Consider the following 24,071-nt stretch of genomic DNA (forward strand, 5'->3'; position numbering starts at 1 on the left):
CGCCGTGGACCCGTGCGGGTCCGAAGGCTTAGCCGTTGACGGCGTCCTTCAGCGGCTTCGACACGCGGAAGCGCACGGCCTTCGAGGCGGCGATCTTGATGGTCGCGCCGGTGGCCGGGTTGCGGCCTTCGCGCTCGGCGCGCTCGGCGGTGTCGAAGACGCCCAGGTTCGAGATGCGGACGTCCGAACCCGAAACCAGGCTCTTGTGGATGTTCTTGACGATCGCGTCGAGGACGCGGCCGGCGTCGGCCTGCGAAACACCTGCGTCCTTGGCGACGGCGGCGATCAGTTCGGCTTGAGTGGTCATAAGGGTTTTCCCAAAGGTGGTCGCCCGATTCCCGGGCGAAGACCGGAGGATCAACACGCGTTTGGCGCAGCTTGGCAAGCCCGCATGACGCTCAAAGCCCCTGAGGCTGGGGACTTATCCCCCGCCGGCCGCTCTCTGGAAGCTCTCCACGAGGCTGCCCGCGACCAGCCTCCAGCCGTCCACCAGGACGAAGAAGATCAGCTTGAACGGCAGGGAAATGACCACCGGCGGCAGCATCATCATGCCCATGGACATGAGCACGCTGGCGACCACCAGATCGATCACAAGGAACGGAACGAAAAGAAGAAAACCGATCTCGAAGGCCTTCTTCAACTCGCTGATCATGAAGGCCGGGGTGACCACCCGCAGGGGCAGTTCCTGCACGTCGCGCGGGGGCTCGATTTTCGACAGTCGCGTGAACAGGGCCAGGTCGTCGCGCCCCACCTGGGCCAGCATGAAGGTTTTCACCGGTTCGGAGGCCGCATCGAAGGCCTGGGGCAGTTCCATCTGCTGATCCATCAGCGGCCGGATGCCCGAATCATAGGCGTCCTGCCAGGTCGGGGCCATGACGATGGCGCTCAGGAACAGGGCCAGGGAGACCAGGACGGCGTTGGGCGGCGACTGCTGCATGCCGAGCGCGGTGCGCAGCAGGCTCAGCACCACGATGATCCGCACGAAGCTGGTGGTCATGATGACGATGGACGGGGCCAGCGACAGGACGGTCATCAGCCCGACCAGTTGCACCACCCGCTGGGTCAGGCCCGCGCCCGTGCCCAGGTCGATGTTGATGGCCGATCCGCTCTGGGCCGCCTGGGCGGCTTCCTGCGCCAGCGCCCCTAGGGGCCAGACCAGACACAGGGCCGTGGTGATCAGCGACAGCAGGGCGGCGCGCTTCAGCTCCGCGCGGGTCGGCATGCCGAAAACACTCTCCCTCCCCTTCATGGGGAGGGTGGTCGCGCAGCGACCGGGTGGGGAGGGCTTGGCGATACGGGCGCGGCGCTTGTCTTGCCGAAGCGCCCCCACCCGTCTGACGCTGCGCGTCAGCCACCCTCCCCATGAAGGGGAGGGAGAAGCGTCGTGCCGGCTCATTTCGCGTCTCCAGAACCGCGCGGTTCGATCAGTTCGCGCCCTTCGCCCAGCAGGATCAGCCGCTCCTCGGCGTCCACCCGCACCAGGACCAGACGCCGGGCCGGGTCCAGCACCAGGGTCTCGATCACCTGCAACCGGCGCGCGCCGCGTTCGGCCTGCAGCCTGGCCAGCACCTGGGGCGCATAGCGACGCGCCGCCCAGGCGGCCAGACCGATCAGGCCCAGCGTGATCGCCAGGCCGAACACCGCCCGGAACAGGTCGAGGAAATTCATGCGGATTCGAGGCCCCAACAGCGCCCGTGTGCGCGCCGCTTCGCCCGCACGTTTCGCGGCTCGTGGTTAACGCCGCGTTTAGAAACACGGAATATTAACCATGCAGGCGGCAAATTCTGCCGGTCCATCGTTCGAGGGTCCTTCGTGTCCGTCACCGACATTCCGCTGCTGAACCAGATCAAGGGCCGTCTCGGATGGCTCGACGATCGTCAGCGCGTGATCGCCCAGAACGTCGCCAACTCCGACACCCCCGGCTTCATGGCGCGCGACCTGAAGGCGCCGACCGACTTCGCCGAGGCCATGCGCACCGGCGGCGGGCTGAAGATGGTCGCCACCAACGCCCGCCACATCTCGCCGGCGGGGCAGACCGCCCGCTTCGAGTCGCTGAACGCGCCGGATTCAGAGACCACGCTGGACGGCAACTCGGTCGTGGTCGAGGAGCAGATGCTCAAGATGGCCGAGAGCCGCATGGCCTATGACGCGGCCATCGGCTTCTACCAGAAGTCCATGCAGATGATCCGCATGGCCGCCAAGAAGCCCGGCGTCTGAGGGAGACTGAACCATGCCTGATCCCGTCAACGGCCGTCCCGTCACCCCGCGCAACACCGCCATGGGCGTCGCCGCCGGCGCCCTCAAGGCGCAGCAGTCGCGCATGCGCATCATCGCCGAGAACATCGCCAACGCCCAGTCGACGGCCACGGTCGCGGGCGGCGAGCCCTATCGCCGCCAGACCCCGGTGTTTCAGGCGCGCAAGGTCGACGGCGCCACCGGCGTGGTCCTGGCCGAGGTCCGCCCGGACCAGAGCCCCTTCCGCATGGAATACGACCCCTCGCACCCGGCGGCGAACGCCGAGGGCTACGTCCAGCGGCCCAATGTCGACACCCTGGTCGAGGCCATGGACATGCGCGAGGCGCAGCGCGCCTATGAGGCCAACCTGAACGTCATCGAGACGGCGCGGAACATGGAGTCCCGCACCCTCGACATCATTAAGAAGTAAGGGCTAGGCCATGAACCCCATGATGGCGGCCAAGGCCTATGCAGCCGTTCAGGGCGGGGCCATGCCCACCGCCACGCCGCCCAGCGCCGCCTCGGCGGCCCAGGGACCGGGCTTCTCGGAACTGCTGCAGAACGTCATGACCCAGACGGCGCAACAGACGCGCGGCGCCGAAACCCAGATGGCCCAGATGGTCCAGGGTCAGGGCAGCCTGATCGACGTCGTCACCGCCGTGTCGTCCGCCGAAGCCTCGCTGGAAACCGTCATGGCCGTCCGCGACCAGGTCATCTCGGCCTATCAGGAAATCATGCGGATGCCGATCTGACGGCTCCTGCTTCCGTCATCCCGGGGCCGCGCAGCGGAACCCGGGATCCAGGCGGTTGTGCATCTGCAATCCTCGCCAGTTCTCGCTGAAACCTCTGGGTCCCGGATCGTCGCTACGCGCCGTCCGGGATGACGACAGATGGGGGCGGATCGAACTCCGCCCTCACCGGTTCTCTTCGCATCACGGAGAGACCTCATGCTCAAGAACAAGAACTCCTCGGCCATTGTGGCGGTGAAGGATCTGGATCGCGCCAAGGCCTTCTATTCCGACGTGCTGGAGCTGAATCTGGCCGACACCTCGAACGAGGGGATGCTGGGCTACCGCACCGGCAGCACATGGCTGACCGTCTACAAGTCCGACTTCGCCGGGACCAATCAAGCCAACGCCGTGACCTGGGACGTCGGCGTCGAACTGGACGATATCGTCGAGGGGCTGAAGGCCAGGGGCGTGACCTTCGAACACTATGACGACATGGGCCGCCAGGGCGACATCCACGTCTGCGGCGCCCTGCGTCTGGCCTGGTTCAAGGATCCCGACGGCAACATCCTGCATCTGGTCGGCGCGACGGGGTGAGACACATCCGCGCCGTCATCCCGGGGCCGCGTAGCGGAACCCGGGACCCAGGCGGTCGCGCCTCTACTGCCGTCACCGGGTCTTGCTGACCCGTCTCGGCCCCGGATCGCCCTGTCGGGCGTCCGGGGTGACGGCAAGGGAGCACAAGCCTAACCCTCCAGCGAAACCACCGGTTCCTTGATCTCGACCCGAGCGTGTCCGCGCTTCTTCAGCCAGGCGCGGATGCGTTTCTGGATCGGATTGTCGATGCCGTAGTGGAACAGGAAGGCGAAGACGAAGGCCGCGCCGACGCCCATGAGCCACAGGGCCCAGCGCGCGGCCTCGCCCAGGTTCAGCCTGTTCGCCGTGGCCTCGGCCAGACCGAACCAGCCGATGCGGACCACCTCGTTCGAGATGAACATGGCGAAGGAGACGACCGCCGCCTGCTCCACCAGCTTGGACGGCCTGGTCACCGGCACGGCCCCCGCCGCCAGGATGATGATGGAGATGAGGGTCAGCGAGATCAGGGCGTGCTTGTCGAAATACTGCACGACGGCCAGCGCCACCGAGGCCAGCAGCAGGGCCCATCCGGCCAGACGCGGATTGATCCAGACGCCTTGCGCGAACCAGGCCAGCCCCATGCCCAGCACGAACAGGGGCAGGGCGCGCCAGATGCCGAAGGCCAGCGGCATCTGATAGACGGGGTACTTCAGGATGGCCCAGCACAGCTCGTTGGCCGCCAGATAGCCGATCACCACCAGGCCCAGCGCCATCCACGGCCCGACCCGCGTCAGCCCGCGCAGCACCCAGGGGAAGGCCAGGTAGCAGCCCAGCAGGGCCGAGATCGACCAACTGGGGGCGTTCCAGCCCAGACCGCCGTACACGCCGAACGACTGCACCAACGCCACCTGCGCCGGAAGCTGGTCCCAGGCGAACCATTCGGGGTGGGTCGGCGGCATGCCGATGGCCGTGCCCAGCAGCACCATGGCCACCAGCAGGGCCAGCATGATCAGGTGGGCCGGAAACACCCGCAGCGACCGCTTGAGGAAGAAGTCGGTCTTGGACATCCGCCCGCCGCCGACCGCTGCGCCATAGACGCGCATCAGCACATAGCCGCTGTCGATCAGGAAGAAGTTGGTCAGCAGGAAGCCGCCGCGCTCGAACACCGGATGCACCGCCTCTGCCAGGGCGTGGGGCGCCGAGGCCTGGAAGTGGTGCAGGATGATCAGCGACGCCACGATGAAGCGCAGCGCGTCCAGCCATCCGCCGCGCATGATCGGCGGCGGCTCATTATGAGACGAAAACGCGGTCCAGCCCATGACGAGGCCTCCTTCGACCGCAGGACACGCAAGAAGGGGGCCGCGCGGATTCGTGATCGGCGGGCCGGGCGCGACGAGGCCCCGGGCGTGTTAGGCTCCAGCGCGGGGCGACCTTCCCGGCCCCTTCAGTTCCAGTTTCCGACCTGACGCCCGGCCCTCATCCGTGGCGCAGGCGCGTGCGTGTTCCCTTTCAACGGGCCCGCGGGCCCATGGCCACAGGATGCTGAACCATGCCTTTCATCACCACCGACGACGGGACCGAGATCTTCTACAAGGACTGGGGAAGCGGGCAGCCCATCGTCTTTCATCACGGCTGGCCGTTGAGCGCGGACGACTGGGACGCCCAGATGCTGTTCTTCCTGGGGCAGGGCTGTCGCGTCATCGCTCATGACCGGCGCGGTCATGGGCGTTCGACCCAGACCGACAACGGCAATGAGATGAACACCTACGCCGCCGACGTGGCGGCGCTGGCGAAGCATCTGGACCTGCGCGACGCCGTCCACATCGGCCACTCGACCGGCGGCGGCGAGGTCGCGCGCTACGTCGCCCGCCACGGCGAGCCGGACGGCCGCGTGGCCAAGGCGGTGCTGATCGGCGCCGTGCCGCCCCTGATGCTGAAGACCGAGGCCAATCCCGGCGGTCTGCCGCTGGAGGTCTTCGACGGTTTCCGCGCCGCCCTGGCGGCCAATCGGGCCCAGTTCTATCGGGACGTGCCCTCCGGTCCCTTCTACGGCTTCAACCGCGACGGCGCCCAGGTGTCGCAAGGCGTGATCGACAACTGGGGCGTCAGGGGATGCAGGGCGGGGCCAAGGCCCACTACGACTGCATCAAGGCCTTTTCGGAGACCGACTTCACCGAGGATCTGAAGGCCATCACCGTGCCGACCCTGGTCCTGCACGGCGACGACGATCAGATCGTGCCGATCGACGATTCGGCCCGGCTGTCGGCGCCGCTGCTGAAGAACGGGACGCTGAAGATCCATCCCGGCCTGCCGCACGGCATGTGCACCACCCACGCCGACGTCATCAACGCCGACCTGCTGGCCTTCATCAGGGCCTAGGGCGCGAGGGTCAGCCCCGGACGAGGCGCAGGAACTCCTCGCGCGTCCGGGGGTCTTCGCGGACGGTGCCCAGCAGGCAGCTGGTCGACAGGCTGGCGCCGGGGACGTCGACGCCGCGCATGGTCATGCAGCTGTGCTCGGCCTCGATGACCACGCCGACGCCGTGGGGACGCAGGACGTCCTGGATGGCGTGGGCGATGTCCGAGGTCATCTTTTCCTGGATCTGCAGGCGACGCGCGAAGCCGCGCACCACGCGCGCCAGCTTGGAGATGCCGACGACCCGGTCGGTCGGCAGGTAGCCGACGTGGGCCACCCCGACGACCGGCAGCATGTGGTGCTCGCAGAAGCTGACGAAGCGGATGTTCTTCAGCACGACCAGTTCGTCGTAGCCGCCGACCTCCTCGAATGTCTTCTCCAGATACTCGCGCGGTTCGACCTCATAGCCCTGGAACAGCTCGCGATAGGACTTGGCCACCCGCTTGGGCGTTTCCAGCAGACCTTCGCGGTCGGGATTGTCGCCCGCCCACTGGATCAGGGTGCGGACGGCGGCTTCGGCTTCGGCCTGCGAGACGGAGGGTTTGTGCGCGTGGTCGGTCATGGCTTGTCCATATAGCCGGACCGGCCGATCAATCCAGCCGTCAGATCAGACGTTGTCCAAAACGAACTGTGCGCGCAGGCGGACGCCGGGGTGCTTGTCCTTGCTCAACTCCTTGGCCAGTCCTGCGGGGTCAGGCAGACTGTGCCGGTGTCGGACCAATGAGTCAGCGACCGCAAGACGGACAGCGGCGGCTCGGTCTTTTGCCCCGGCGGCGATTAGATGCGCCCGGTCTGTCGTGATGCTGAGGCTGCGATTTCCGTAGCGTCGAATCCTGCGTTCCATGCCGTAAGTCTTATCGATCCAGACGTGCTCGAAGCCTTCCGGCCACGCGGCTTCTTCTTCGATCAGGAAGCGATAGGCCAAGGCTCGAACGTTGGGCTGAGCGGCGTTGAAGGCCAGATGTTCAAGCCAGATGTCGACAACGTCCGTGCGGCTGACCTCTGCGAGAATGCGAATGCACGGGCCAGTGACGCTGGCGGCAAGGTGATTGACGATGGCCTGCACGACATCGGCTCGAGCAAAGGCCGCATCCAGTCGTAACAGGGCACTGTCGCCGCGGGTCCAGGTTGAGCGACGAGGCAGGATTTCCTTCGCAGCCTCGGCGAGAACGGTCGGAGACGTCGCCCCTAGCAATCGATCGGCGCATTCGATCGCCGCGTAGCGCACGGGGCCTGCCCAGTCGTTCAGGCGTAGTGCAATCGCGCAGACGATATAGGGCGCTTTGATCTCGGTCAGATGATCGAGAGCGGCCTCTCGTACGCGCCCGTCCCCGTGGCTGAGGAAGATGGGAGCAAGGGCGGGCTGGTGGTTCAGCATAATCAGATCGGCGCTGGGACCGGTCTTGCGGTTCGAACGGGCAAGCAGCCGCAGCCAGCCGCCAAGCCGATCGTCAGGCAGGTAGCGGTGGTGATAGAGCCGTCCAAGGTCGCGGATTTGGCGGTCGATCTCGACAAATCGGCTAGGAGGAGTGCTTTCCAGCAGCGAGACGGCTTTATTCACAAGCTCTGAGGATGGCCGCATTTGGTCGAGCTGGTCCGCAAGCGCTTCGAGAAGGGCCGGCAGGCTGCCGCCTAGCGCAGGTCTTTGTCGTCTCTTGCCCATATGGTGACGCTAGCATCGCTATCGGCGAGGGATGAAGCTGTGTTTCCTAAACGGCCTGTTAACCATCCTGTCGGCATTTTCTGCCGAGTTCCCGGGAGTGGTGATGAGCGGCGCGGAAGTTCTGGATATTGGCCGTGACGCCATCTGGCTGACGATCCAGCTGTGCGCCCCCGTGCTCGTCGTCGGCCTGGTGGTTGGCGTGGTCATCGGTCTGTTTCAGGCCCTGACGCAGATTCAGGAACAGACCCTGATCTATGCGCCCAAGATCATCGCCATCTTCGTCTCGCTGCTGCTGTTCCTGCCGCTGATGGGGGCGCTGCTGGGCGGCTTCATGCGCGAGATCGCCGCCCGCATCGCCGGGATGTAGTCGCCGCATGGAGCCTTACGCCACCGCCGATCAGATCTGGGCCGGCGGGCTGATCTTCGCGCGGATCGGCGCGATCCTGATGACCATCCCCGGCATCGGCGAGAGCTATGTGCCGCCGCGCGTGCGCCTGTCGCTGGCCCTGCTGCTGTCGCTGGTCATGTGGCCGCTGGTGGCGGGGACCCTGCCGGCCCTGCCGCCGACCCTGGGCGGCATGGCAGGCTGGATCATCCGCGAGGTCCTGACCGGTCTGGCCATCGGCGTCATCCTGCGCAGCTTCATGACGGCCCTGGTCACGGCGGGCGAGATCATCTCGCAGCAGACCACCCTCGGTTTCGCCCAGACGGCCAACCCGCTGCAGGCCTCGCCGGGTTCGACCCTGTCGGCCTTTCTGATGCTGCTGGGGGTGACGCTGATCTTCGCCACCAACACCCATCACCTGTTCATCGCCGGCATCCTGGGCTCCTACGAGACCATCTCGCCCGCCAAGCCGATGATCGCGGCCGACTTCGCCGCCATGGCTGTCCGGACCCTGGGGCAGAGCTTCATGCTGGGGGTCCAGCTGGCGGCGCCGGTCCTGGTCTTCGCCCTGATCTTCAACCTGGCGTCCGGTCTGGTGGCGCGGGTGATGCCGGCCTTTCAGGTCTATTTCGCCGCCGCTCCGCTCAGCGTCCTTCTGGGCCTTTCGATCTTCGCGCTGAGCCTCGGCGTGATGGGAACCATCTTCATCGACCGCTATCGCGCCCTGACGCGAGTGTTCACGGGAGGGAGCCTTGGCTGAAGGTTCCGATCCCGAGTCGAAAACCGAAGAGGCCACCCCGCGAAAACTTGAGGACGCGCGGAAGAAGGGCGACGTCGCCAAGTCGCCGGACGTGGCGGCGGCCATGTCCCTGGCCGGCGCCGTGGCGGTGCTGCTGATCGGCGGCGGCTATTTCTCGCAGCAGATGGCCGAGGACATGCTGCCCTTCCTGGCCGAGCCGCACGCCATGCTGGGCGGGCTGGAGGCGGGCGCCGGGGTCGAGATCGGCATGAGGGCGGTCTGGGCCGTGACGCCCTTCCTGGCGGCCCTGATGCTGGCCGTCATCGTCGGCGGGGTGGGGGGCAATCTGGCCCAGTCGGGCTTCATGTTCACCGCCGAGAAGCTCAAGCCCAAGTGGTCGTCGGTCAGCCCGCTGTCCGGCTTCAAGCGCATCTACGGGCCGGACGGCATCGTCCAGTTCATCAAGACCTTCCTGAAGCTGATCGCCATCGGCGCGGTCTGCTGGTGGGTGCTGAAGCCCCACGCCCGCGAGTTCGAGAACCTGGCGGCCATGAGCCCGGCCGCCATCCTGCCCTTCGCGCGGGATCTTGCGGGATCGCTGATGATCGCCGCCCTGATCTTCCTGGGCTTCACCGCCGGGGCCGACTTCATCTGGCAGAAGTTCCGCTTCGCCAAGCGGATGCGGATGACCAAAGAGGAGATGAAGGAAGACTTCAAGCAGACCGAGGGCGACCCCCACGTGAAGGGCAAGCTGCGTCAGATCCGTATGCAGCGCAGTCGCCAGCGCATGATGCAGGCGGTGCCGGGCGCCACGGTGATCGTCACCAACCCGACCCACTATTCGGTGGCCCTGCGCTATGAGCCGGATCAGGGCGACGGCGCCCCCATCTGCGTCGCAAAGGGCGTCGACGCGGTGGCTCTGCGCATCCGGGAGCTGGCGAAGGAGAGCGGCGTGCCGATCGTCGAGAACGTGCCCCTGGCCCGCGCCCTCTATGCGACGGTCGAGGTGGACGAGGTCATCCCGCGTGAACATTTCGAGGCGGCGGCCAAGGTGATCGGCTTCGTCATGCAGGGACGGAAGCGGCGGTGATATTGCAGCGCCGTGTTTCTCCCTCCCCTTCATGGGGAGGGTGGCTGACGCGCAGCGTCAGACGGGTGGGGGCGGCTTGGCTGATCAAGCGCTGCGCCCTTGTCGCCACGCCCTCCCCACCCGGTCGCTGCGCGACCACCCTCCCCATGAAGGGGAGGGAGAGGCGTCCCGTTAGGGCGCACGAACGAGCTTCGGTATGCTGATGGTTAATGATTCGCGCGGGCAGGACGCCATGACGATTTCCCGGCCGAAGGCGGCGATGACGCGCCGTCCGACCTTTGATCCCCTGTTGGTGGTGATGGCGCTGGGTTTCTCCCTGGCGGTCGCGGCCATGGTCTATCCGGCGTTTCGCGCCAACGCCTTCACGGCGCCCGGTCTGATCCTGATCTTCGCGGCGGGCGCCACGGCGGTGATCTGGCTGTTCGCCTTCGGCCGGGCCGAGGTGCGCCGGGCTCACGGCGACACGGCGGTCGAGATGCTGGACGCCATGGCCGAGCCCGCGGCGCTGGTGTGGCCGTCCGGTCAGGTCCTGGCCTACAACGCCGCCTGGGCCGAGGAGAACGGCGCCGTCACTTCGCTTCCGCGCGGCAAGTCTGCGCAAGCCCTCTACATGGCCTTCGCCCAGGCTCGCGAAGGCCATCAGGGCCGCGCCATCGTCCAGATCGGCGCCCGCGAGATCGAGGTCCTGATCGGTCAGGCGGGGCAGGGGCGTTTCCTGGTCCGCGCCGCGCCTGACGCCGTCCTGCCGGTGCCGCAAGCCGCCCCCGTCGCCGCCCCCGCCAAGGTCAGCGGCGAGGCCCGCGCCATGGCCGCCGGCGCGCCCTTCGGTTCGACGGTGATCGCCGGCGACGACCTGTTCGCGGGCAAGGCAGAGGATTCCAACGCCGCCCTGGCCGTCCTGACCGGCCCGGCCGCCTCGGGCGACGCGGCGTTTGGCCACCTGTTCGATCTGGCGGGCGTGACCGAGGCGAAGGCCAAGCTGGCGGCCGGGTCTTCCGGCCCGATCGAGCTGGTGGCTCGCGCCTATCCCGACCGTCACCTGCACCTCTATGTCGCGCCGGAAGGCGACAAGCGCCGCGTCTGGCTGTTCGACGTCTCGGCCCAGAAGTCGATGGAGCTGCAGCTGTCGCAGGCCCAGAAGATGCAGGCCGTGGGCCAGCTGGCGGGCGGCGTGGCCCACGACTTCAACAACCTGCTGACCGCCATCCAGATGCAGCTGTCCGAGTTGCTGGAGCGCCACCCGGTCGGCGATCCCTCCTATGACGGCCTGAACCAGATCCGTCAGACGGGCATCCGCGCCGCCGATCTGGTCAGGAAGCTGCTGGCCTTCTCGCGCAAGTCCACGGTGCGGCGCGAGCGTCTGGATCTGGGCGAACTGGTCGGCGAGTTCGCCGTCCTGCTGCGCCGCCTGCTGCGCGAGGACGTCCGTCTGGAGACCGACTACGGCCGCGACATGCCTCTGGTTCTGGCCGACAAGAGCCAGCTGGAGACCGCCGTCATGAACCTGGCGGTCAACGCCCGCGACGCCATGCGCGGCGTGGTCGAGCCGGGCGCGGGCGTGGTCACCATCAAGACCCGCCGCCTGACCGAAGCCCAGGCCCGCGACATGGGCTGGCGCGAGGCGGCGGGCGAGATCGCCCTGATCGAGGTGTCCGACACCGGCCCCGGCGTGCCGCCCGAACTGCTGGACAAGATCTTCGAGCCCTTCTTCACCACCAAGGCGGTCAACGAAGGCACCGGCATGGGCCTGGCCACCGTCTATGGCATCGTCCAGCAGGCGGGCGGGCACATCAGCGTCACGAACCTTGAAGGCGCCGGCGCCGCCTTCCGCATCTTCCTGCCCGCCGCCTCGGCCGAGGAGCTGGTCGCCGCCCCGGTGGTCGAAAAGGCGGTCAAGGCCGCGCCGCGCGACCTGTCGGGCGCCGGCCGCATCCTGTTCGTCGAGGACGAGGCCGCCGTGCGCGGCATCGCCGCCCGCCTGCTGCGCCAGCGCGGCTATGAGGTGATCGAGGCCTGCGACGGCGAGGAGGCCCTGATCCTGGCCGAGGAATGGGCCGGCCAGATCGACATGATGATCTCCGACGTCATCATGCCGGGGCTGGACGGTCCGTCGCTGCTGAGGAAGGCCCGACCCTTCCTCGGCGACGCCCCGGTCATGTTCATCTCGGGTTACGCCGAGAGCGATTTTTCGGACCTGCTGCAGGACGAGACCGGCGTCTCCTTCCTGCCCAAGCCGCTGGACATCAAGACCCTGGCCGAACGCGTGAAGCAGGAACTGCACGCGGGCTAAACCTTCGCCGCCCTCATCCCGGGGCTGCGCAGCAGAACCCGGGACCCAGGCGGCGGATTTCAAGCCTCGCCCCATCAGGTGCAATCGCCTGAGTCCCGGCTCTTCGATTCTCTACGGCCGGGATGACGGCGGGGTGACTGGGGCGCGCGAGTCTGCGTTCGGGCGGGACACCTATTTCGCAAATCGACCCGTTGCGGACGCTCGCACCAAGCCTTTCCCAGAAGAAGTAGCTTCAGTAACCTTTGCTGATGAGCGATGCCCCTGCGAGCCAAAATCCCTGGGCCCATTTCTTCGGCCTAATGGGCAAGATCATCCTGTTGTCATGGCCCATTGGAGCCCTGCTGCTAGCGCTGAACCCCATCTTCGTCGCCGTTCAGAATGTTCTGACGTCGAAAGACCTATGGCTTGGGGTATTCCCCTCACTGGTAGTTGCCGCAAAGCTATGGGGGTTTTGCGTGGGCGTGTTGATGGCCTCTTCCGGCATCACCTTCTGGCGGGGAATCAACAAAGCTGGCCACCGATCGAACGTCGGCTAACCACCCTTAGCGGACGTTCAGGGCGTCTGTTTCTCACCCGATCCCGTAGTGATCGGCCAGGGCCTGCAGCCCCTGCTTCAGCACCGTCTTGCCCTGGCGACGACGCAGGGACAGGTCCTGTTCCGCCAGTTGCAGCGACGTGCCGTGGATACAGACGCGCTCGACCAGGGCGCGCAGACGCGGGCCGCAGGCGCTCAGCGCCGCCTCGACGCGGGCCGAGGCCGACAGGGCGCGGTCACTCGGCTCGACGCGCGCGGAACTGCCGCCGCTTGAGCGGGGCAGGGCGTCCCAGCGCATGGTCAGGGAGGGGCCGCTGAGGGCGATCTCGCCGTCCGCCCGCAGGCGTTCGCCCGCCGCCACCTCGGCCGGGGTCAGCCAGGGGCGGCCCGAGGCGTCCTTGCGCCGGGCCAGCCAGGCGACGGGGCTTTCGCCCAGATTGGCGCGGCGCGTGGTCAGGCGCCCGTCGGCCTCCATGACCGGGCGCTCGCCCTCGATCAGGCCGGGACGGCCGGGCGGCGAGGGCGACAGCGAGGTGTTGCGGGCGGGCGCCGGGCGGGGCAGCCAGCCGCCGCCGTCGCGCCGCCTCAGGCCGGGGCGCTCGATCAGGGCGCGAAACGCCGCCTCGTCCAGGGTCAGCACCACCCGCCCGCGCCGGTCGCCGCCGAGCCGCAAGGGATAGGCCCCGTCCGACTGGTCCAGCCAGGCGCCGGGGCGGTCCAGCAGGGAGCGGGCGCGCTCCAGCATCCGGCTCATCGGCCGCCTCCCGCCATCACGGCCAGGTCGACGGCGGGCAGTTCCGAGACAGCGCGCAGGCCCGACTCCAGCCCATCCATCACCGCGTCGTACCGGTCGTCGTCGCGCGCGTCCTCGGCCCAGCGGCAGGCGGTCGAGGCGGTGGCCCGGTTGAGGCCGAAGGCGTGGCCGACCCGCTCCAGCGGCCAGCCGTAGGAGACATGGGCCAGATACATGGCCGACCAGCGGGCGCGGCAGGCGCGCGGGCGCGTCCGTTCACGCCGGAGCATCTCGCTGGCCGGAACCCCGAAGGCGTAGGCCGCCAGATGCAGGGCCGCGTCGGCGCGGATGCGGTCGCCCTCCGTCACCGGCACGCGATAGGGCTCGGCCCGATAGGATTCCATGTCGTCAGTTGCTCCCGAACCTATTTTTCTGTCGTCCCCATCATGTGTCGTACAGAGGGGTGGGTTAGGAATCTTGTCCTAACTAACGTCAGAATCGGTCGTTTCGCCTTGTGGGGCGCGGGATCGGCTGTGGAGCGATGGATGCGCGACGGGGGATGATGCGCGCGTCAAGGGGGCAAGGCGCGTCGCATGGTTAATAAATTAACGAATCCTTGACTCGGGACTCTGGACGGCGATTCGCAAATCACCTTAGGCGTTTCATATCGGGACCCGTTAACCCTTCTTAAGGTTTTGACCCGTTAACGTTGGAACAAGGTTACCCGGCTGTCGCTCCCTTGGCGGCCGAACCAAAGCTTTGCCTGGAGGGGCATGAATGCGCGTCCTGCTGATTGAAGACGATCACGCCACGGCCCAGAGCATCGAACTGATGCTCAAGTCGGAAGGCTTTAATGTCTATACGACCGACCTGGGTGAAGAAGGCATCGATCTGGGCAAGATCTATGACTACGATCTCATTCTGCTGGACCTGAACCTGCCCGACATGAGCGGCCTTGAGGTTCTGCGTCAGCTGCGCGTCGGCAAGATCAATACGCCGGTCATGATCCTCTCGGGCAGCCACGAGATCGAGACCAAGGTCAAGACCTTCGGCGGCGGCGCCGACGACTACCTGACCAAGCCCTTCCACAAGGACGAGCTGATCGCGCGCACCCACGCCGTGGTCCGTCGCTCCAAGGGTCACGCCCAGGCCATCATCCACACCGGCGAGATCGCCGTGAACCTGGACGCCAAGACGGTCGAGGTCGATGGTCACCGCGTGCACCTGACCGGCAAGGAATATCAGATGCTGGAGCTGCTCTCGCTGCGCAAGGGCACGACCCTGACCAAGGAAATGTTCCTGAACCACCTGTACGGCGGCATGGACGAGCCCGAGCTGAAGATCATCGACGTCTTCATCTGCAAGCTGCGCAAGAAGCTGGCGACGGCCGCCGGCGGCAAGCACTACATCGAAACCGTCTGGGGCCGCGGCTACGTCCTGCGCGACCCGTCGGAAGGCGCGATCAACGTCGCCGCCTGAATGACGCCCTGAGCCTCCACTCAGGTCCGAAGATTGAAGCGCCCGCCGGGAAACCGGCGGGCGTTTTGTTTTTGTTGGGGCGCTAACGGCCTTCGGCCTGCTTGAGCGCGTGTCCTTCGCTCATCAAGGGCAGATGGCTCAGCCCCGCACCGCGATCAGGGACTTGGTCAGGCCCAGCACCACCTCGTCGTGGTGTTCGGCGTCGGGCAGCAGGAAGCGGAACTGGGTCTTGTCCAGCAGGCGGGCGTGCTGGACGTCGCGCATGGCGGCGCCGACGTCGGGGGCCTTCTGCGAGAAGCCGTGACCCTTACGCATCAGGGCGCGCGCCCGGCTCTGTTCGCTGCGCCAGTGGAAGAAGGGCGCTGAGAAGTGGGGCTCGATCGGGAACCAGAAATAGGGGGTCTGGACGTAGTAGCGCGGGGCCAGTCGGCGCGCCTCGGCGGCGAAGGCCTCCATCCGCACCCAGTCGCCGACGTGCTCGACGACCGAGTTGGAATGGACCAGGTCGAAGCTGTTGTCCGCATACTGGGGCAGGGAGCAGGCGTCGCCGTCGACATTGTCGAAAAGGGTCTGGTCCACGGCCTCGAAGCCGCCGGGGTTCACCAGGGTGATGCGGACCTTCATCGCGTCGAGGAAGTCGCGCGGGAACAGGTTCCAGTATTCCGGCTCGCCGCCCAGATCGATGATCCGCACCGCGCCCTTCTCGGCGTGGATGGCCTCGATCAGGGCGGTGACGCGCCTGGCGCGGGCGCGGCGGAAACGGGACACCAGCGAGTTGGGGTCGGCGTTGTCCTGAAGGGCGTGGATCAGCTTCATGACGCCGTTAGATCAGGTCGGCGTTGCCTTCCGGTAAATCAGCCGCGGAACACCGTCTCCAGCGCCGCCGCCAGCGGCTTGGGTCGGCCCAGGGCGTCGAACAGCAGGGGTTGGTCGCGCCCGTCGTCCTCGGGCTCGCGTCGCAGCCAGCTGTCGGTGTCGCGCAGGCCCCAGGCGGTGAAGGCGAAGCGCTGGGCCGGGGGCAGGGCCATGAAGGCCCCGGCCAGTTCGACCACGCGGGCCTTCTGCTGCGCCAGCTTCTCATCGCGCGAACGCGTGTCCAGGCGGCGGTCGGCCCGCAGCGAGGCGTCCAGCTCGGAGACATGGATGGGCAGGCCGAAGGCGGCCAACTCGCGCATGAAGGACGTGATCTGACCGGCGGGGATCTCGATGTCGAGGTGCGACTGGGTGCCCAGACCGCCGATCGGCGCCCCGGCCTTCAGCAGGCGCTCGACGGTGCGCAGGAAGGTCGCGCCCTTCCTCGGATTGTTCTCGAGGTTGTAGTCGTTGATGAACAGGACGGCGTCGGGCGCGGCCAGCTTCGCCTGCTCGAAGGCGCGGATCATGTAGCCGTCCTGGCCCAGGCGCTGGCTCCACAGACAGTCGCGCAGGCCGTCGCCGTTCTCGGCCACCGGCTCGTTGACCACGTCCCAGCCGACCGCCTGGCCGCGATAGCGCCCGGCGACGGTGGCGATCCAGCGGTCGTAGTCGGCCTCGAACTGCGTCTGGCTCAGGTCGTGGAAGTGAGGGTGATCCTGGGCGTACCAGATCAGGGTGGTGCCATAGAGCCGCAGGCCGTGATCGCGGGCGAAGGCGGCGATGCGGTCGGCGGCCGAGAAGTCATAGCCGCCCGTCGGCGACAAGATCCGCTCCATCTTCATCTCCCACTCGGGGGTCAGCTGATTGAAGTGGGTGCGGACCAGATCGACCCATTGCGGGTCGTCGAACTGACCCGTCATGGCGCTGAGGCCGACGGGGAAGGGGGCGGTCGCCTTGAGCGGGGCGATGGTCGGCGGCGCCGCCGGCGGTTCGGCCGAGCCGCAGGCGGCCAGGGCGAGCGGCGTCGCCAGGACGGCGCGACGATTGATCATCGGGCGTCAGCCCTCGGCACGACGGCGCAGACCCATTTCGTCGAAGGCGGCGGTTTCGCGCTTGGCGGCGGCCAGCAGCTTGTTCAGGCGGGTCGTCTCGGCGACGTGCTCGAACTTCTTCAGCTCCTCGAAGGCGCTGGTCAGGGCGTCGCGGGCGCCTTCTTCCTCGGCGCCGATGGCGATGACCGTGCCTTCAGCCTCGGCGCGTTTCAGCGCCCAGCCCTTGAGGTAGGCTTGCAGCATCATGCCCGACGACGGGTCCAGGCGGGCGTTCTGGCGCTCGATCTCGACCTCGGCGTCCAGGACGGCGACGCGCATCTCGGCCTCGGCCTTGCGGGCCGCGACCTCGGCCAGGCGCTTCTGCAGCGTCTCGACCTCGTAGTTGGAGATGCGGATCAAGGATTGGGCCCAGGCGGTCATGGCGTCACGATGCGGTTGCGGGGGTTAATACTTTGGAACGACGGTCGGCGAAGGCCCTAGGGGGCGACCATGCCCTGGTTGAGGATGGCCTCCAGCCGCACGAAGCTCTCGTCCAGACTGGTATGGTCGTCCTTGTCCTGGCCGAGGAAGTCCTCGAGCGCGGGGTTCAGAGCGATGGCGCGGTCGACGATGGGGTCGGCCCCGCTGCGATAGGCGCCGATCTTGATCAGCTCTTCCATGTTGGCATAGGCCGACAGGCACTGACGGGCGCGGCGATTCAACTCGCGCTCGGGCGGGGTCTGGCAGCCGGGCAGGGTCCGGCTGACCGACTTCAGCACGTCGATGGCGGGGAAGCGGCCGCGCTCGGCGATCTTGCGGTCCATGACGATGTGGCCATCGAGGATACCGCGCACGGCGTCGGCGATCGGCTCGTCATGGTCGCCGCCATCGACCAGGACGGTGAACAGGGCGGTGATCGGCCCGGCCTCGGTGCCGTCAGGCCGGATCGGGCCGGGACCGGCGCGCTCCAGCAGCTTTGGCAGTTCGGTGAAGACGGTCGGCGTATAGCCCTTGGTGGTCGGCGGCTCGCCCGCGGCCAGACCGATCTCGCGCTGGGCCATGGCGAAGCGGGTGACCGAGTCCATCAGGCACAGGACTTCCAGCCCCTGATCGCGGAAGTATTCGGAGACGGCGAGCGTCATATAGGCCGACTGGCGCCGTTTCAGCGCCGGTTCGTCCGAGGTGGCGACCACGACCACGGCGCGGCGCAGGCCCTCTTCGCCCAGGGTCTCTTCGATGAACTCGCGGACCTCGCGGCCCCGCTCGCCGATCAGGCCGACGACCACCACGTCGCAGGTGGCCTGCTTGGCCAGCATGGACAGCAGCACCGACTTGCCGACGCCCGAACCGGCGAAGATGCCCAGGCGCTGACCCCGGCAGGTGGTGGTGAAGACGTCCATCGAGCGCACGCCCAGATCCAGACGCTCGCCCACCCGGCCGCGCGAATGGGCCGGCGGCGGCGAGGCGCGCAGGGGATAGGGCGCAGGTCCTTGCGGCAGGGGGCCGAGGCCGTCGATGGGCTGGCCGAAGGCGTCAATGATGCGGCCCAGCCAGGCGGTGGTGGGGCGCACGCTGGCGGCGGTGTCGATGATGCGGATGTCGGCGCCGGGGGCCACGCCCTCGACCGGACCGAAGGGCATCAGCAGGGCCTTGGCGTCGCGAAAGCCGACGACCTCGGCGGGCAGGGGGGCTTGGCCGCGCCGCTCGATCTCGGCCCGGGCGCCGACCGCCAGGCGCGACAGGCCGCCGCGAGATTCGATCAGCAGGCCGCTGACGCCCGCCACCTTGCCGGTGACGACCAGCGGGTCGATCGCTTCAACGGCGGCGACGAGATTGCGCAAGCAGGGGGCCCCTCAGGCTGCGATCGGGTCGATCCGAACGCCGTGCCTTACCCATTAACGAATGGGCCATCGTGGTTAACGAGCGGTGAAGCCGGCCTACGGGAATGCCCTTATGCCGCACCGCAGAAAAACTAAGGTTTCAGATTTTACATTTCGCGAACAGTGGCGTCATCAGCAAGTCATCGCCAGGGAGCGGGCTGGATGTTCGGCAAGGGTCGTCAGAAGCGTGATGTGGAGCAGAAGCTCCATGACCTCGACAGCAAGATGGCCGCGATCGGCCGATCCCAGGCGGTGATCGAGTTCGATCTGGACGGCCGCATCCTGGACGCCAACGACAACCTGCTGACAACGATGGGCTACAGCCTGGACGAGATCCGGGGTCAGCATCACCGCACCTTCATGGATCCGACGGAGGCGGCTGACCCCGCCTACGCCGCCTTCTGGCGCGACCTGAACGCCGGGCGGTTCGTGGCGACCAAGTTCCGGCGTCTGGCCAAGGGCGGGCGCGAGGTCTGGCTGCAGGCCAGCTACAACCCGGTCATGGGGCCGGACGGCCGCCCGGCCAAGGTCATCAAGCTGGCGGTCGACATCACCGAGGCCGAACAGGAGTTCGCCCGCCGCGAAGCCGAACGCCTGAGCGCCGAGGCGGCCCAGAACGCCCTGGTCGAGGCCCTGGCCGGCAGTCTGGCGCGTCTGTCGGACGGCGACCTGACGGCGCGCATCGAGCAGGAGATGAGCGGCGCCCACGGCCAGGTGAAGAATGACTTCAACAACGCCGTCGAGTGTCTGGGGCAGACCCTGGCCCAGGTGCTGCAATCGGTGTCAGGCCTGCGCGGCGGCTCGGATGAAATCTCCAGCGCCTCGGACGACCTGTCGCGGCGCACCGAACAGCAGGCCGCTTCGCTGGAGGAGACCGCCGCCGCCCTCGACGAAATCACCGCCACGGTGAAGCGCAGCGCCGAGGGCGCGCGTCAGGCCGCCGCCGTGGCGGGCGAGGCGCGCGGACAGGCCGACCGCTCGGGCGCGGTGGTGCGCGAGGCGATCGCCCCCATGGACGGCATCCGCAAGAGCTCGGACCAGATCAGCGACATCATCGGCGTCATCGACGAGATCGCCTTCCAGACCAATCTTCTGGCCCTGAACGCCGGGGTCGAGGCGGCGCGGGCGGGCGACAGCGGGCGCGGCTTCGCGGTTGTGGCCTCGGAAGTGCGGGCCCTGGCCCAGCGCTCCGCCGAGGCGGCCAAGGAGATCAAGACCCTGATCTCGGCCTCGGCCGTTGAGGTGGCGCAAGGCGTGAAACTGGTCGGCGAAGCGGGGGCCTCGCTGGACGCCATCGCCGGCAAGGTGGGCGAGATGGACGCCCTGGTGGCCGAGATCGCCGCCTCGTCCCAGGAGCAGTCGTCGGGCCTCAGTCAGGTCAATGCGGCGGTGAACCAGATGGATCAGGTCACCCAGCAGAACGCGGCCATGGTCGAGCAGAGCACGGCGGCCGCGCTCAGCCTCAAGACCGAGGCGGAGGGTCTGGCGCGCTTGGTCGGGCGCTTCCGCACAGGGCAGGAAAAGGGCGGCGTCGTGCGCGAACTGGCGTCTGCGCCTCGTCTTCAGTCCGGACCGCCACCCGCGCTGGATAGCCAGCGGACGCGGCTGCGCGCCGTGGCCAACGGCGGCCTGTCCGAGGCCTGGACGGAGTTCTGATGCCTTAGAAGACGCGCTGAATCGCCAGCCGCATCACGACGGCGAGGATCAGGCCGAAGATCAGCCCGACGGCGATGTTGCCTAGAGGGCTGCGCAGGCAGGCGAGCAGAGTCTTCATGGACGTCGGGGCGTCAGGCGGGCGCGCCGGGCTCGGCCGGAGCCTGGCCCCTTGGAGCGGTCAGGACGGCGCCGATCGAGGCGGCCACGATGCAGCCGATGGCCAGCCACTGAAGAGAGCTGAGCTGTTCATGCAGCAGCACCATTCCCGCCATGGCGCCGATGGCCGGTTCGACGCTGAGCAGGACCCCGAAGGTGCGCTTGGGGATGTGGCGCAGGGCGATCATCTCCAGCGAATAGGGCAGGGCGCTGGACACCAGGGCGACGCCCAGACCCATCAGCAGGACCGCGGGCGCCAACAGGGCCAGGCCCGCCGCAGAGGCGCCGAAGGGCAGGATGACCAGGGCGGCGGTGCTCATGCCGAGCGCCACCGACTGACCGGCGTGCATGTGCGACAGCCGCTTGCCGAAGACAATGTAGAGGGCCCAGCACAGGCCGGCAAAGGCGGCGTAGGCGACCCCGACCGGGTCCAGCCCCTCGATCCCGCTCCAGATCGGCAGCAGCATGGCCAGACCGCTGACGGCCAGGCCGACCAGCAGGAAATGCACGACCTTGCGCGAATGGATCAGGGCCAGGGTCAGCGGGCCTGCGAACTCAATGGCGATGGCCAGGCCGAGCGGAATGGTGCGCAGCGCCATGTAGAAGCTGAGGTTCATCAGGCCCAGGACCAGGCCGTACAACAGCACTCGACCGGCGTCGGCGCGAGTCAGGCGGAACCGCCATGGCCGCCAGATCGCCATCAGGACCAGGGCCGACAGGCCGACGCGCAGGGCCGCCGTCCCCTCGGCGCCGACGAGCGGAAACAAGCCCTTGGCGAAGGAGGTCCCGACCGCCAGCGACACCATCCCGCCGACCAAAGCGAGATAGGGCAGGGCGGCCGAAAGGCGCGGCGAATTCAGGTGAAGGCTCAGGGAGGACATCGGCCGGGAACCTAATGAAAAGCTGTCTGTGTTTCTCGCTGAAATCTGCTGATAGAATGCAAGAAAACAGCGTTAGAGTGAGGGCAGGTGCACGAAACCGTCACACTGGACGAATTCGACCGAAGGCTGCTGGATCTGGTCCGGCGCGACAATCTGCAGCCCGCGCGCATTCTGGCGGACAAGGTGGGGCTGTCGGAATCGGCGGTGTCGCGCCGCCTGCGCCGTCTGCGTGAGGACGGCGTCATCGTCGCCGACGTTGCGGTGATCGACGAAGGCCGACTGGAGCGCGCCCTGACCATGCACGTCCTGGTCGAGATGGAACGCGAGGGCACAGGGGTGCTGGACGCCCTGATCGAGAGCCTGACCGCCCGACCCGAGGTCCAGGCCGCCTGGTACGTGACCGGCGAGACCGACTTCGTCCTCTATGTCCGCGTGCCGACCATGGAGGCCTATGAGGTCTTCACGCGTGAGGTGCTGAACGATGATGCCCGGGTGCGGGCCTTCAAGACCCTGATCTCGATCCGCGAGGTTCTGCCCTTTGACCCGGCGCGGCGGGGGCTGGGTTGAGGGGCGCCGCGTGGCGGTTGAGGAAGGCGACGCTGCGGTCCAGGGCGGTGCGGGCGTCGGCCAGGTCGAGGTTGAACTGATACTCGTGCGCCAGGGCGGGTTGATGATCGGCGGGATAGAAGAGGGTGTCGACGGCTACGCCCCTGTCCCTGGCGACTTCGGCCAGACGCGATGACTGGGGCGTCAGGGGGTCGGCGTTGCCGCCCGAGATGAAGATGGGCGGAAAGGCCGGGCTGAGGTGACGGATGACCGACATCTCGCCGACGCGCGGATCATCCTGAAAGTCGCGACGGCCCAGGTAGGCCCAGACCACGGTGCGGATGAAGCCGGCCATCGGCCCGTCCATGTCGACGAGCGCCGCATCATAAGCCCCGCAATGCAGGACGACGCCGCGCAACTGCTTCGGCGTCAGGCTGGGCTTGATTCCTGTCAGGCGAGCATAGGCCGGATCGACGGTCAGGTTGGCGACCTGGGCGGCGATCTGAGAGCCGGCGGAATCGCCCGCCAGGAAGATGCGGTTGCGGTCTATGCCCAGGGTCTCGGCGTTGGCGTCCAGCCAGCCCAGGGCGGCGTTCACCTGACGCACCGGGGTCGGGTAACGCGCTTCGGGGGCGATGGTGTAGTCGACGCTGACGGTGGCGAAGCCGCGCGCGGCCAGGATCTTCAGGTAGTTGCCGATCTGACCCTTGTCGCCCGACACCCAGCCCCCGCCGTGGACCCAGACGACGATGGGCAAGGGGCCGTCCGGCGCGGCGCCCGCCGGGGGGAGGTAGAGGTCCAGCCGTCCGTTCCGGTCAGCCGGATCATAGGTCAGGTCCAGCTGCGAGCGGACCCCTGCCGGGACCCGTTCGGCCAGGGCGGCGTTGGTGCGAGCCGAATCCTTGTCGAAAGCCTGACGCACCAGGAGCGCCGAGGGCCAGGGGCTGAAGCGGAAGGCTGCGGCTCCACCCGCCGCCAGCAGTCCGAGGATTACAAGAATCGACAGAACCAGACGCTTCATGGCGGCATCTCCGTGACGCTCCATTCTAGCATCCGCGCTTCGTCTAAGGCAGGGCTTAGAATTCCTGTGCGGCGCGATCTTGCCTCGGGCGTATAAGGGCTGTCACTTAGGCTGAAACCGCCGAACGGAGCCCTCCCCATGTCCGACACCGCCTATGACGCCAGCCGCCACAAGAAGGCCGGGCGCGGCCGGGTCTATGACAGCATCATCGACACCATCGGCGACACGCCCCTGGTTCGGCTGCCCAACCTGACGGCGGAGCATCAGCCCAAGGCCACGGTGCTGGCCAAGCTGGAGTTCTTCAACCCGATCGCCTCGGTCAAGGACCGCATCGGCGTGGCCATGGTCGAGGCGCTGGAGCAGGCGGGTCAGATCAAGCCCGGCTCGGTGCTGATCGAGCCGACCAGCGGCAACACCGGCATCGCCCTGGCCTTCGTCGCCGCTTCCAAGGGCTACAAGCTGATCCTGGTCATGCCCGAGAGCATGTCGATCGAGCGCCGCAAGATGCTGGCCCTGTTGGGCGCCGAGCTGGTGCTGACCCCCGCCGAGCAGGGGATGAAGGGCGCCATCGCCATGTCGCAGGACCTGCTGGCCCGCACGCCCGGCGCCGTCAGCCCCTCGCAGTTCGAAAACCCCGCCAACCCGGTCATCCATGAGGTCACCACGGCCGAGGAGATCTGGAACGACACGGCGGGTGCAGTGGACATCGTCGTCGCCGGCGTCGGCACCGGCGGCACCATCACCGGCGTTGGCCATGCCCTGAAGGCCAAGAAGGCCTCGGTGCAGATGATCGCGGTCGAGCCGACCGCCTCGCCGGTCCTGTCGGGCGGCGCGCCGGGCCCGCACAAGATCCAGGGCATCGGCGCCGGCTTCATTCCGTCCATCGTCGACCGCGCCGTGATCGACGGCGTCGAGCAGGTCTCCAACGAGGACGCCTTCGACATGGCCCGCAAGGTGGCGCGCGTCGAAGGGGTTCCTGTCGGCATCAGCTCGGGCGCGGCCCTGACGGCGGCCTTCCGACTGGCGGCGCGGGACGAGAACGCGGGCAAGACCATCGTCGCCATCATCCCCAGCTTCGCCGAGCGCTACCTGTCCACGGCCCTGTTCGAGGGGCTGTAGGGCAGGCCGCTTTATGCCCTCCCCATGAAGGGGAGGGAGAGTTCTTGCCCCTCACGCG

27 protein-coding genes and 1 pseudogene are annotated in these 24,071 nt (G+C 67.6%); 14 read left to right on the forward strand and 14 right to left on the reverse strand.

Annotated elements, in window-relative coordinates:
- Window positions 1-28 precede the first annotated feature (28 nt).
- From ACI2KI_RS07945 to ACI2KI_RS07955, 3 genes are all read right to left on the reverse strand, one after another.
- Entirely contained in the window at window positions 29-307 is a 279-nt protein-coding gene (locus ACI2KI_RS07945) for an HU family DNA-binding protein (protein WP_105564062.1), read from the reverse strand.
- A 114-nt stretch (window positions 308-421) separates the two neighbouring features.
- On the reverse strand, window positions 422-1,249 hold the full coding sequence (gene fliP / locus ACI2KI_RS07950; RefSeq protein ID WP_404619060.1) for a flagellar type III secretion system pore protein FliP: 828 nt from the start codon (window positions 1,247-1,249) through the stop codon (window positions 422-424).
- A 143-nt stretch (window positions 1,250-1,392) separates the two neighbouring features.
- Window positions 1,393-1,668: a flagellar biosynthetic protein FliO gene (locus ACI2KI_RS07955; protein WP_404619062.1), complete on the reverse strand. Its 276-nt coding sequence runs from the start codon at window positions 1,666-1,668 to the stop codon at window positions 1,393-1,395.
- Window positions 1,669-1,812: 144 nt separating this feature from the next.
- Here ACI2KI_RS07955 and flgB point away from each other — a divergent pair, with 144 nt between their 5' ends.
- The 4 genes from flgB (at window position 1,813) to ACI2KI_RS07975 (ending at window position 3,560) form a co-directional block, all read left to right on the forward strand.
- Entirely contained in the window at window positions 1,813-2,217 is a 405-nt protein-coding gene (gene flgB / locus ACI2KI_RS07960; protein WP_207825738.1) for a flagellar basal body rod protein FlgB, read from the forward strand.
- 13 nt (window positions 2,218-2,230) lie between these two features.
- Window positions 2,231-2,665, forward strand: a complete 435-nt coding sequence (gene flgC, locus ACI2KI_RS07965; RefSeq protein ID WP_292084202.1) for a flagellar basal body rod protein FlgC — start codon at window positions 2,231-2,233, stop codon at window positions 2,663-2,665.
- Between the two features lie 10 nt (window positions 2,666-2,675).
- Window positions 2,676-2,987, forward strand: coding sequence for a flagellar hook-basal body complex protein FliE (fliE, locus tag ACI2KI_RS07970; protein ID WP_184265730.1), 312 nt, complete (start codon window positions 2,676-2,678; stop codon window positions 2,985-2,987).
- Window positions 2,988-3,182: 195 nt separating this feature from the next.
- The gene (locus tag ACI2KI_RS07975; RefSeq protein ID WP_404619064.1) at window positions 3,183-3,560 is read left to right on the forward strand and encodes a VOC family protein; all 378 of its coding nucleotides are present in this window, start codon (window positions 3,183-3,185) and stop codon (window positions 3,558-3,560) included.
- 149 nt (window positions 3,561-3,709) lie between these two features.
- On the opposite strand, the gene ACI2KI_RS07980 is transcribed toward ACI2KI_RS07975, so the two are convergent.
- Window positions 3,710-4,858, reverse strand: a complete 1,149-nt coding sequence (locus ACI2KI_RS07980) for an acyltransferase family protein (protein WP_404619066.1) — start codon at window positions 4,856-4,858, stop codon at window positions 3,710-3,712.
- A 230-nt stretch (window positions 4,859-5,088) separates the two neighbouring features.
- On the opposite strand from ACI2KI_RS07980, the pseudogene ACI2KI_RS07985 reads away from it, so the two are divergent.
- A pseudogene (locus ACI2KI_RS07985) lies at window positions 5,089-5,918 on the forward strand (alpha/beta fold hydrolase).
- Window positions 5,919-5,928: 10 nt separating this feature from the next.
- Here ACI2KI_RS07985 and folE read toward each other — a convergent pair.
- Window positions 5,929-6,516, reverse strand: a complete 588-nt coding sequence (gene folE / locus ACI2KI_RS07990; RefSeq protein WP_404619068.1) for a GTP cyclohydrolase I FolE — start codon at window positions 6,514-6,516, stop codon at window positions 5,929-5,931.
- A 45-nt stretch (window positions 6,517-6,561) separates the two neighbouring features.
- Entirely contained in the window at window positions 6,562-7,515 is a 954-nt protein-coding gene (locus tag ACI2KI_RS07995) for a hypothetical protein (protein WP_404619070.1), read from the reverse strand.
- A 202-nt stretch (window positions 7,516-7,717) separates the two neighbouring features.
- Here ACI2KI_RS07995 and fliQ point away from each other — a divergent pair, with 202 nt between their 5' ends.
- The 5 genes from fliQ (at window position 7,718) to ACI2KI_RS08020 (ending at window position 12,657) form a co-directional block, all read left to right on the forward strand.
- Complete coding sequence (fliQ, locus tag ACI2KI_RS08000; protein ID WP_199183609.1) at window positions 7,718-7,984, forward strand: flagellar biosynthesis protein FliQ; 267 nt, start codon at window positions 7,718-7,720, stop codon at window positions 7,982-7,984.
- Window positions 7,985-7,991: 7 nt separating this feature from the next.
- Entirely contained in the window at window positions 7,992-8,762 is a 771-nt protein-coding gene (gene fliR / locus ACI2KI_RS08005) for a flagellar biosynthetic protein FliR (protein WP_292084197.1), read from the forward strand.
- Window positions 8,755-9,831: a flagellar biosynthesis protein FlhB gene (gene flhB / locus ACI2KI_RS08010; protein ID WP_404619072.1), complete on the forward strand. Its 1,077-nt coding sequence runs from the start codon at window positions 8,755-8,757 to the stop codon at window positions 9,829-9,831. Before fliR ends, flhB begins: the two co-directional genes overlap by 8 nt.
- Before the next feature lie 259 nt (window positions 9,832-10,090).
- Entirely contained in the window at window positions 10,091-12,121 is a 2,031-nt protein-coding gene (cckA, locus tag ACI2KI_RS08015; protein ID WP_404619602.1) for a cell cycle histidine kinase CckA, read from the forward strand.
- Window positions 12,122-12,369: 248 nt separating this feature from the next.
- Window positions 12,370-12,657 carry a hypothetical protein gene (locus tag ACI2KI_RS08020; protein ID WP_404619074.1) on the forward strand — a complete coding sequence of 96 codons (288 nt, stop codon included), beginning with the start codon at window positions 12,370-12,372 and terminating at the stop codon, window positions 12,655-12,657.
- Window positions 12,658-12,690: 33 nt separating this feature from the next.
- On the opposite strand, the gene ACI2KI_RS08025 is transcribed toward ACI2KI_RS08020, so the two are convergent.
- Both ACI2KI_RS08025 and ACI2KI_RS08030 read right to left on the reverse strand, forming a co-directional pair.
- Window positions 12,691-13,410: a DUF6456 domain-containing protein gene (locus ACI2KI_RS08025; RefSeq protein WP_404619076.1), complete on the reverse strand. Its 720-nt coding sequence runs from the start codon at window positions 13,408-13,410 to the stop codon at window positions 12,691-12,693.
- The gene (locus ACI2KI_RS08030; RefSeq protein WP_404619078.1) at window positions 13,407-13,793 is read right to left on the reverse strand and encodes a chromosomal replication initiator DnaA; all 387 of its coding nucleotides are present in this window, start codon (window positions 13,791-13,793) and stop codon (window positions 13,407-13,409) included. The genes ACI2KI_RS08025 and ACI2KI_RS08030 overlap by 4 nt, the downstream gene beginning before the upstream one ends.
- Window positions 13,794-14,166: 373 nt before the next feature.
- Here ACI2KI_RS08030 and ctrA point away from each other — a divergent pair, with 373 nt between their 5' ends.
- A complete protein-coding gene (ctrA, locus tag ACI2KI_RS08035; RefSeq protein WP_207825828.1) occupies window positions 14,167-14,868 on the forward strand; it encodes a response regulator transcription factor CtrA in 702 nt (233 codons plus the stop codon).
- Window positions 14,869-15,006: 138 nt separating this feature from the next.
- Here ctrA and ACI2KI_RS08040 read toward each other — a convergent pair whose 3' ends face one another.
- Genes ACI2KI_RS08040 through fliI form a run of 4 tightly spaced genes read right to left on the reverse strand, consistent with a single transcriptional unit; the run spans window position 15,007 to window position 18,595 of the window.
- Complete coding sequence (locus tag ACI2KI_RS08040) at window positions 15,007-15,684, reverse strand: methyltransferase domain-containing protein (RefSeq protein WP_404619080.1); 678 nt, start codon at window positions 15,682-15,684, stop codon at window positions 15,007-15,009.
- A 38-nt stretch (window positions 15,685-15,722) separates the two neighbouring features.
- Complete coding sequence (locus ACI2KI_RS08045; protein ID WP_404619082.1) at window positions 15,723-16,775, reverse strand: endo-1,4-beta-xylanase; 1,053 nt, start codon at window positions 16,773-16,775, stop codon at window positions 15,723-15,725.
- Window positions 16,776-16,781: 6 nt separating this feature from the next.
- Window positions 16,782-17,195 (reverse strand): flagellar export protein FliJ, encoded by a 414-nt coding sequence (locus tag ACI2KI_RS08050; RefSeq protein ID WP_404619084.1) that lies wholly within the window; start codon window positions 17,193-17,195, stop codon window positions 16,782-16,784.
- Between the two features lie 56 nt (window positions 17,196-17,251).
- Window positions 17,252-18,595: a flagellar protein export ATPase FliI gene (fliI, locus tag ACI2KI_RS08055; RefSeq protein ID WP_292084186.1), complete on the reverse strand. Its 1,344-nt coding sequence runs from the start codon at window positions 18,593-18,595 to the stop codon at window positions 17,252-17,254.
- A gap of 201 nt (window positions 18,596-18,796) precedes the next feature.
- Here fliI and ACI2KI_RS08060 point away from each other — a divergent pair, with 201 nt between their 5' ends.
- Window positions 18,797-20,290, forward strand: coding sequence for a methyl-accepting chemotaxis protein (locus tag ACI2KI_RS08060; RefSeq protein ID WP_404619086.1), 1,494 nt, complete (start codon window positions 18,797-18,799; stop codon window positions 20,288-20,290).
- 131 nt (window positions 20,291-20,421) lie between these two features.
- Here the strand turns inward: ACI2KI_RS08060 and ACI2KI_RS08065 are convergent, their stop codons facing one another.
- Window positions 20,422-21,327: a DMT family transporter gene (locus tag ACI2KI_RS08065; RefSeq protein WP_313472243.1), complete on the reverse strand. Its 906-nt coding sequence runs from the start codon at window positions 21,325-21,327 to the stop codon at window positions 20,422-20,424.
- A gap of 87 nt (window positions 21,328-21,414) precedes the next feature.
- Between ACI2KI_RS08065 and ACI2KI_RS08070 the strand changes: the two genes are divergently transcribed.
- A complete protein-coding gene (locus ACI2KI_RS08070) occupies window positions 21,415-21,894 on the forward strand; it encodes an Lrp/AsnC family transcriptional regulator (protein WP_404619089.1) in 480 nt (159 codons plus the stop codon).
- On the opposite strand, the gene ACI2KI_RS08075 is transcribed toward ACI2KI_RS08070, so the two are convergent.
- A complete protein-coding gene (locus tag ACI2KI_RS08075) occupies window positions 21,830-22,894 on the reverse strand; it encodes an alpha/beta hydrolase (protein ID WP_404619091.1) in 1,065 nt (354 codons plus the stop codon). The two genes, ACI2KI_RS08070 and ACI2KI_RS08075, sit on opposite strands and share 65 nt — an antisense overlap.
- A gap of 138 nt (window positions 22,895-23,032) precedes the next feature.
- Between ACI2KI_RS08075 and cysK the strand changes: the two genes are divergently transcribed.
- Window positions 23,033-24,013: a cysteine synthase A gene (gene cysK, locus ACI2KI_RS08080; protein ID WP_404619093.1), complete on the forward strand. Its 981-nt coding sequence runs from the start codon at window positions 23,033-23,035 to the stop codon at window positions 24,011-24,013.
- The last annotated feature ends 58 nt before the right edge of the window (window positions 24,014-24,071 follow it).

Source organism: Brevundimonas sp. NPDC046655 (assembly GCF_044901625.1).
Classification (GTDB): domain Bacteria; phylum Pseudomonadota; class Alphaproteobacteria; order Caulobacterales; family Caulobacteraceae; genus Brevundimonas.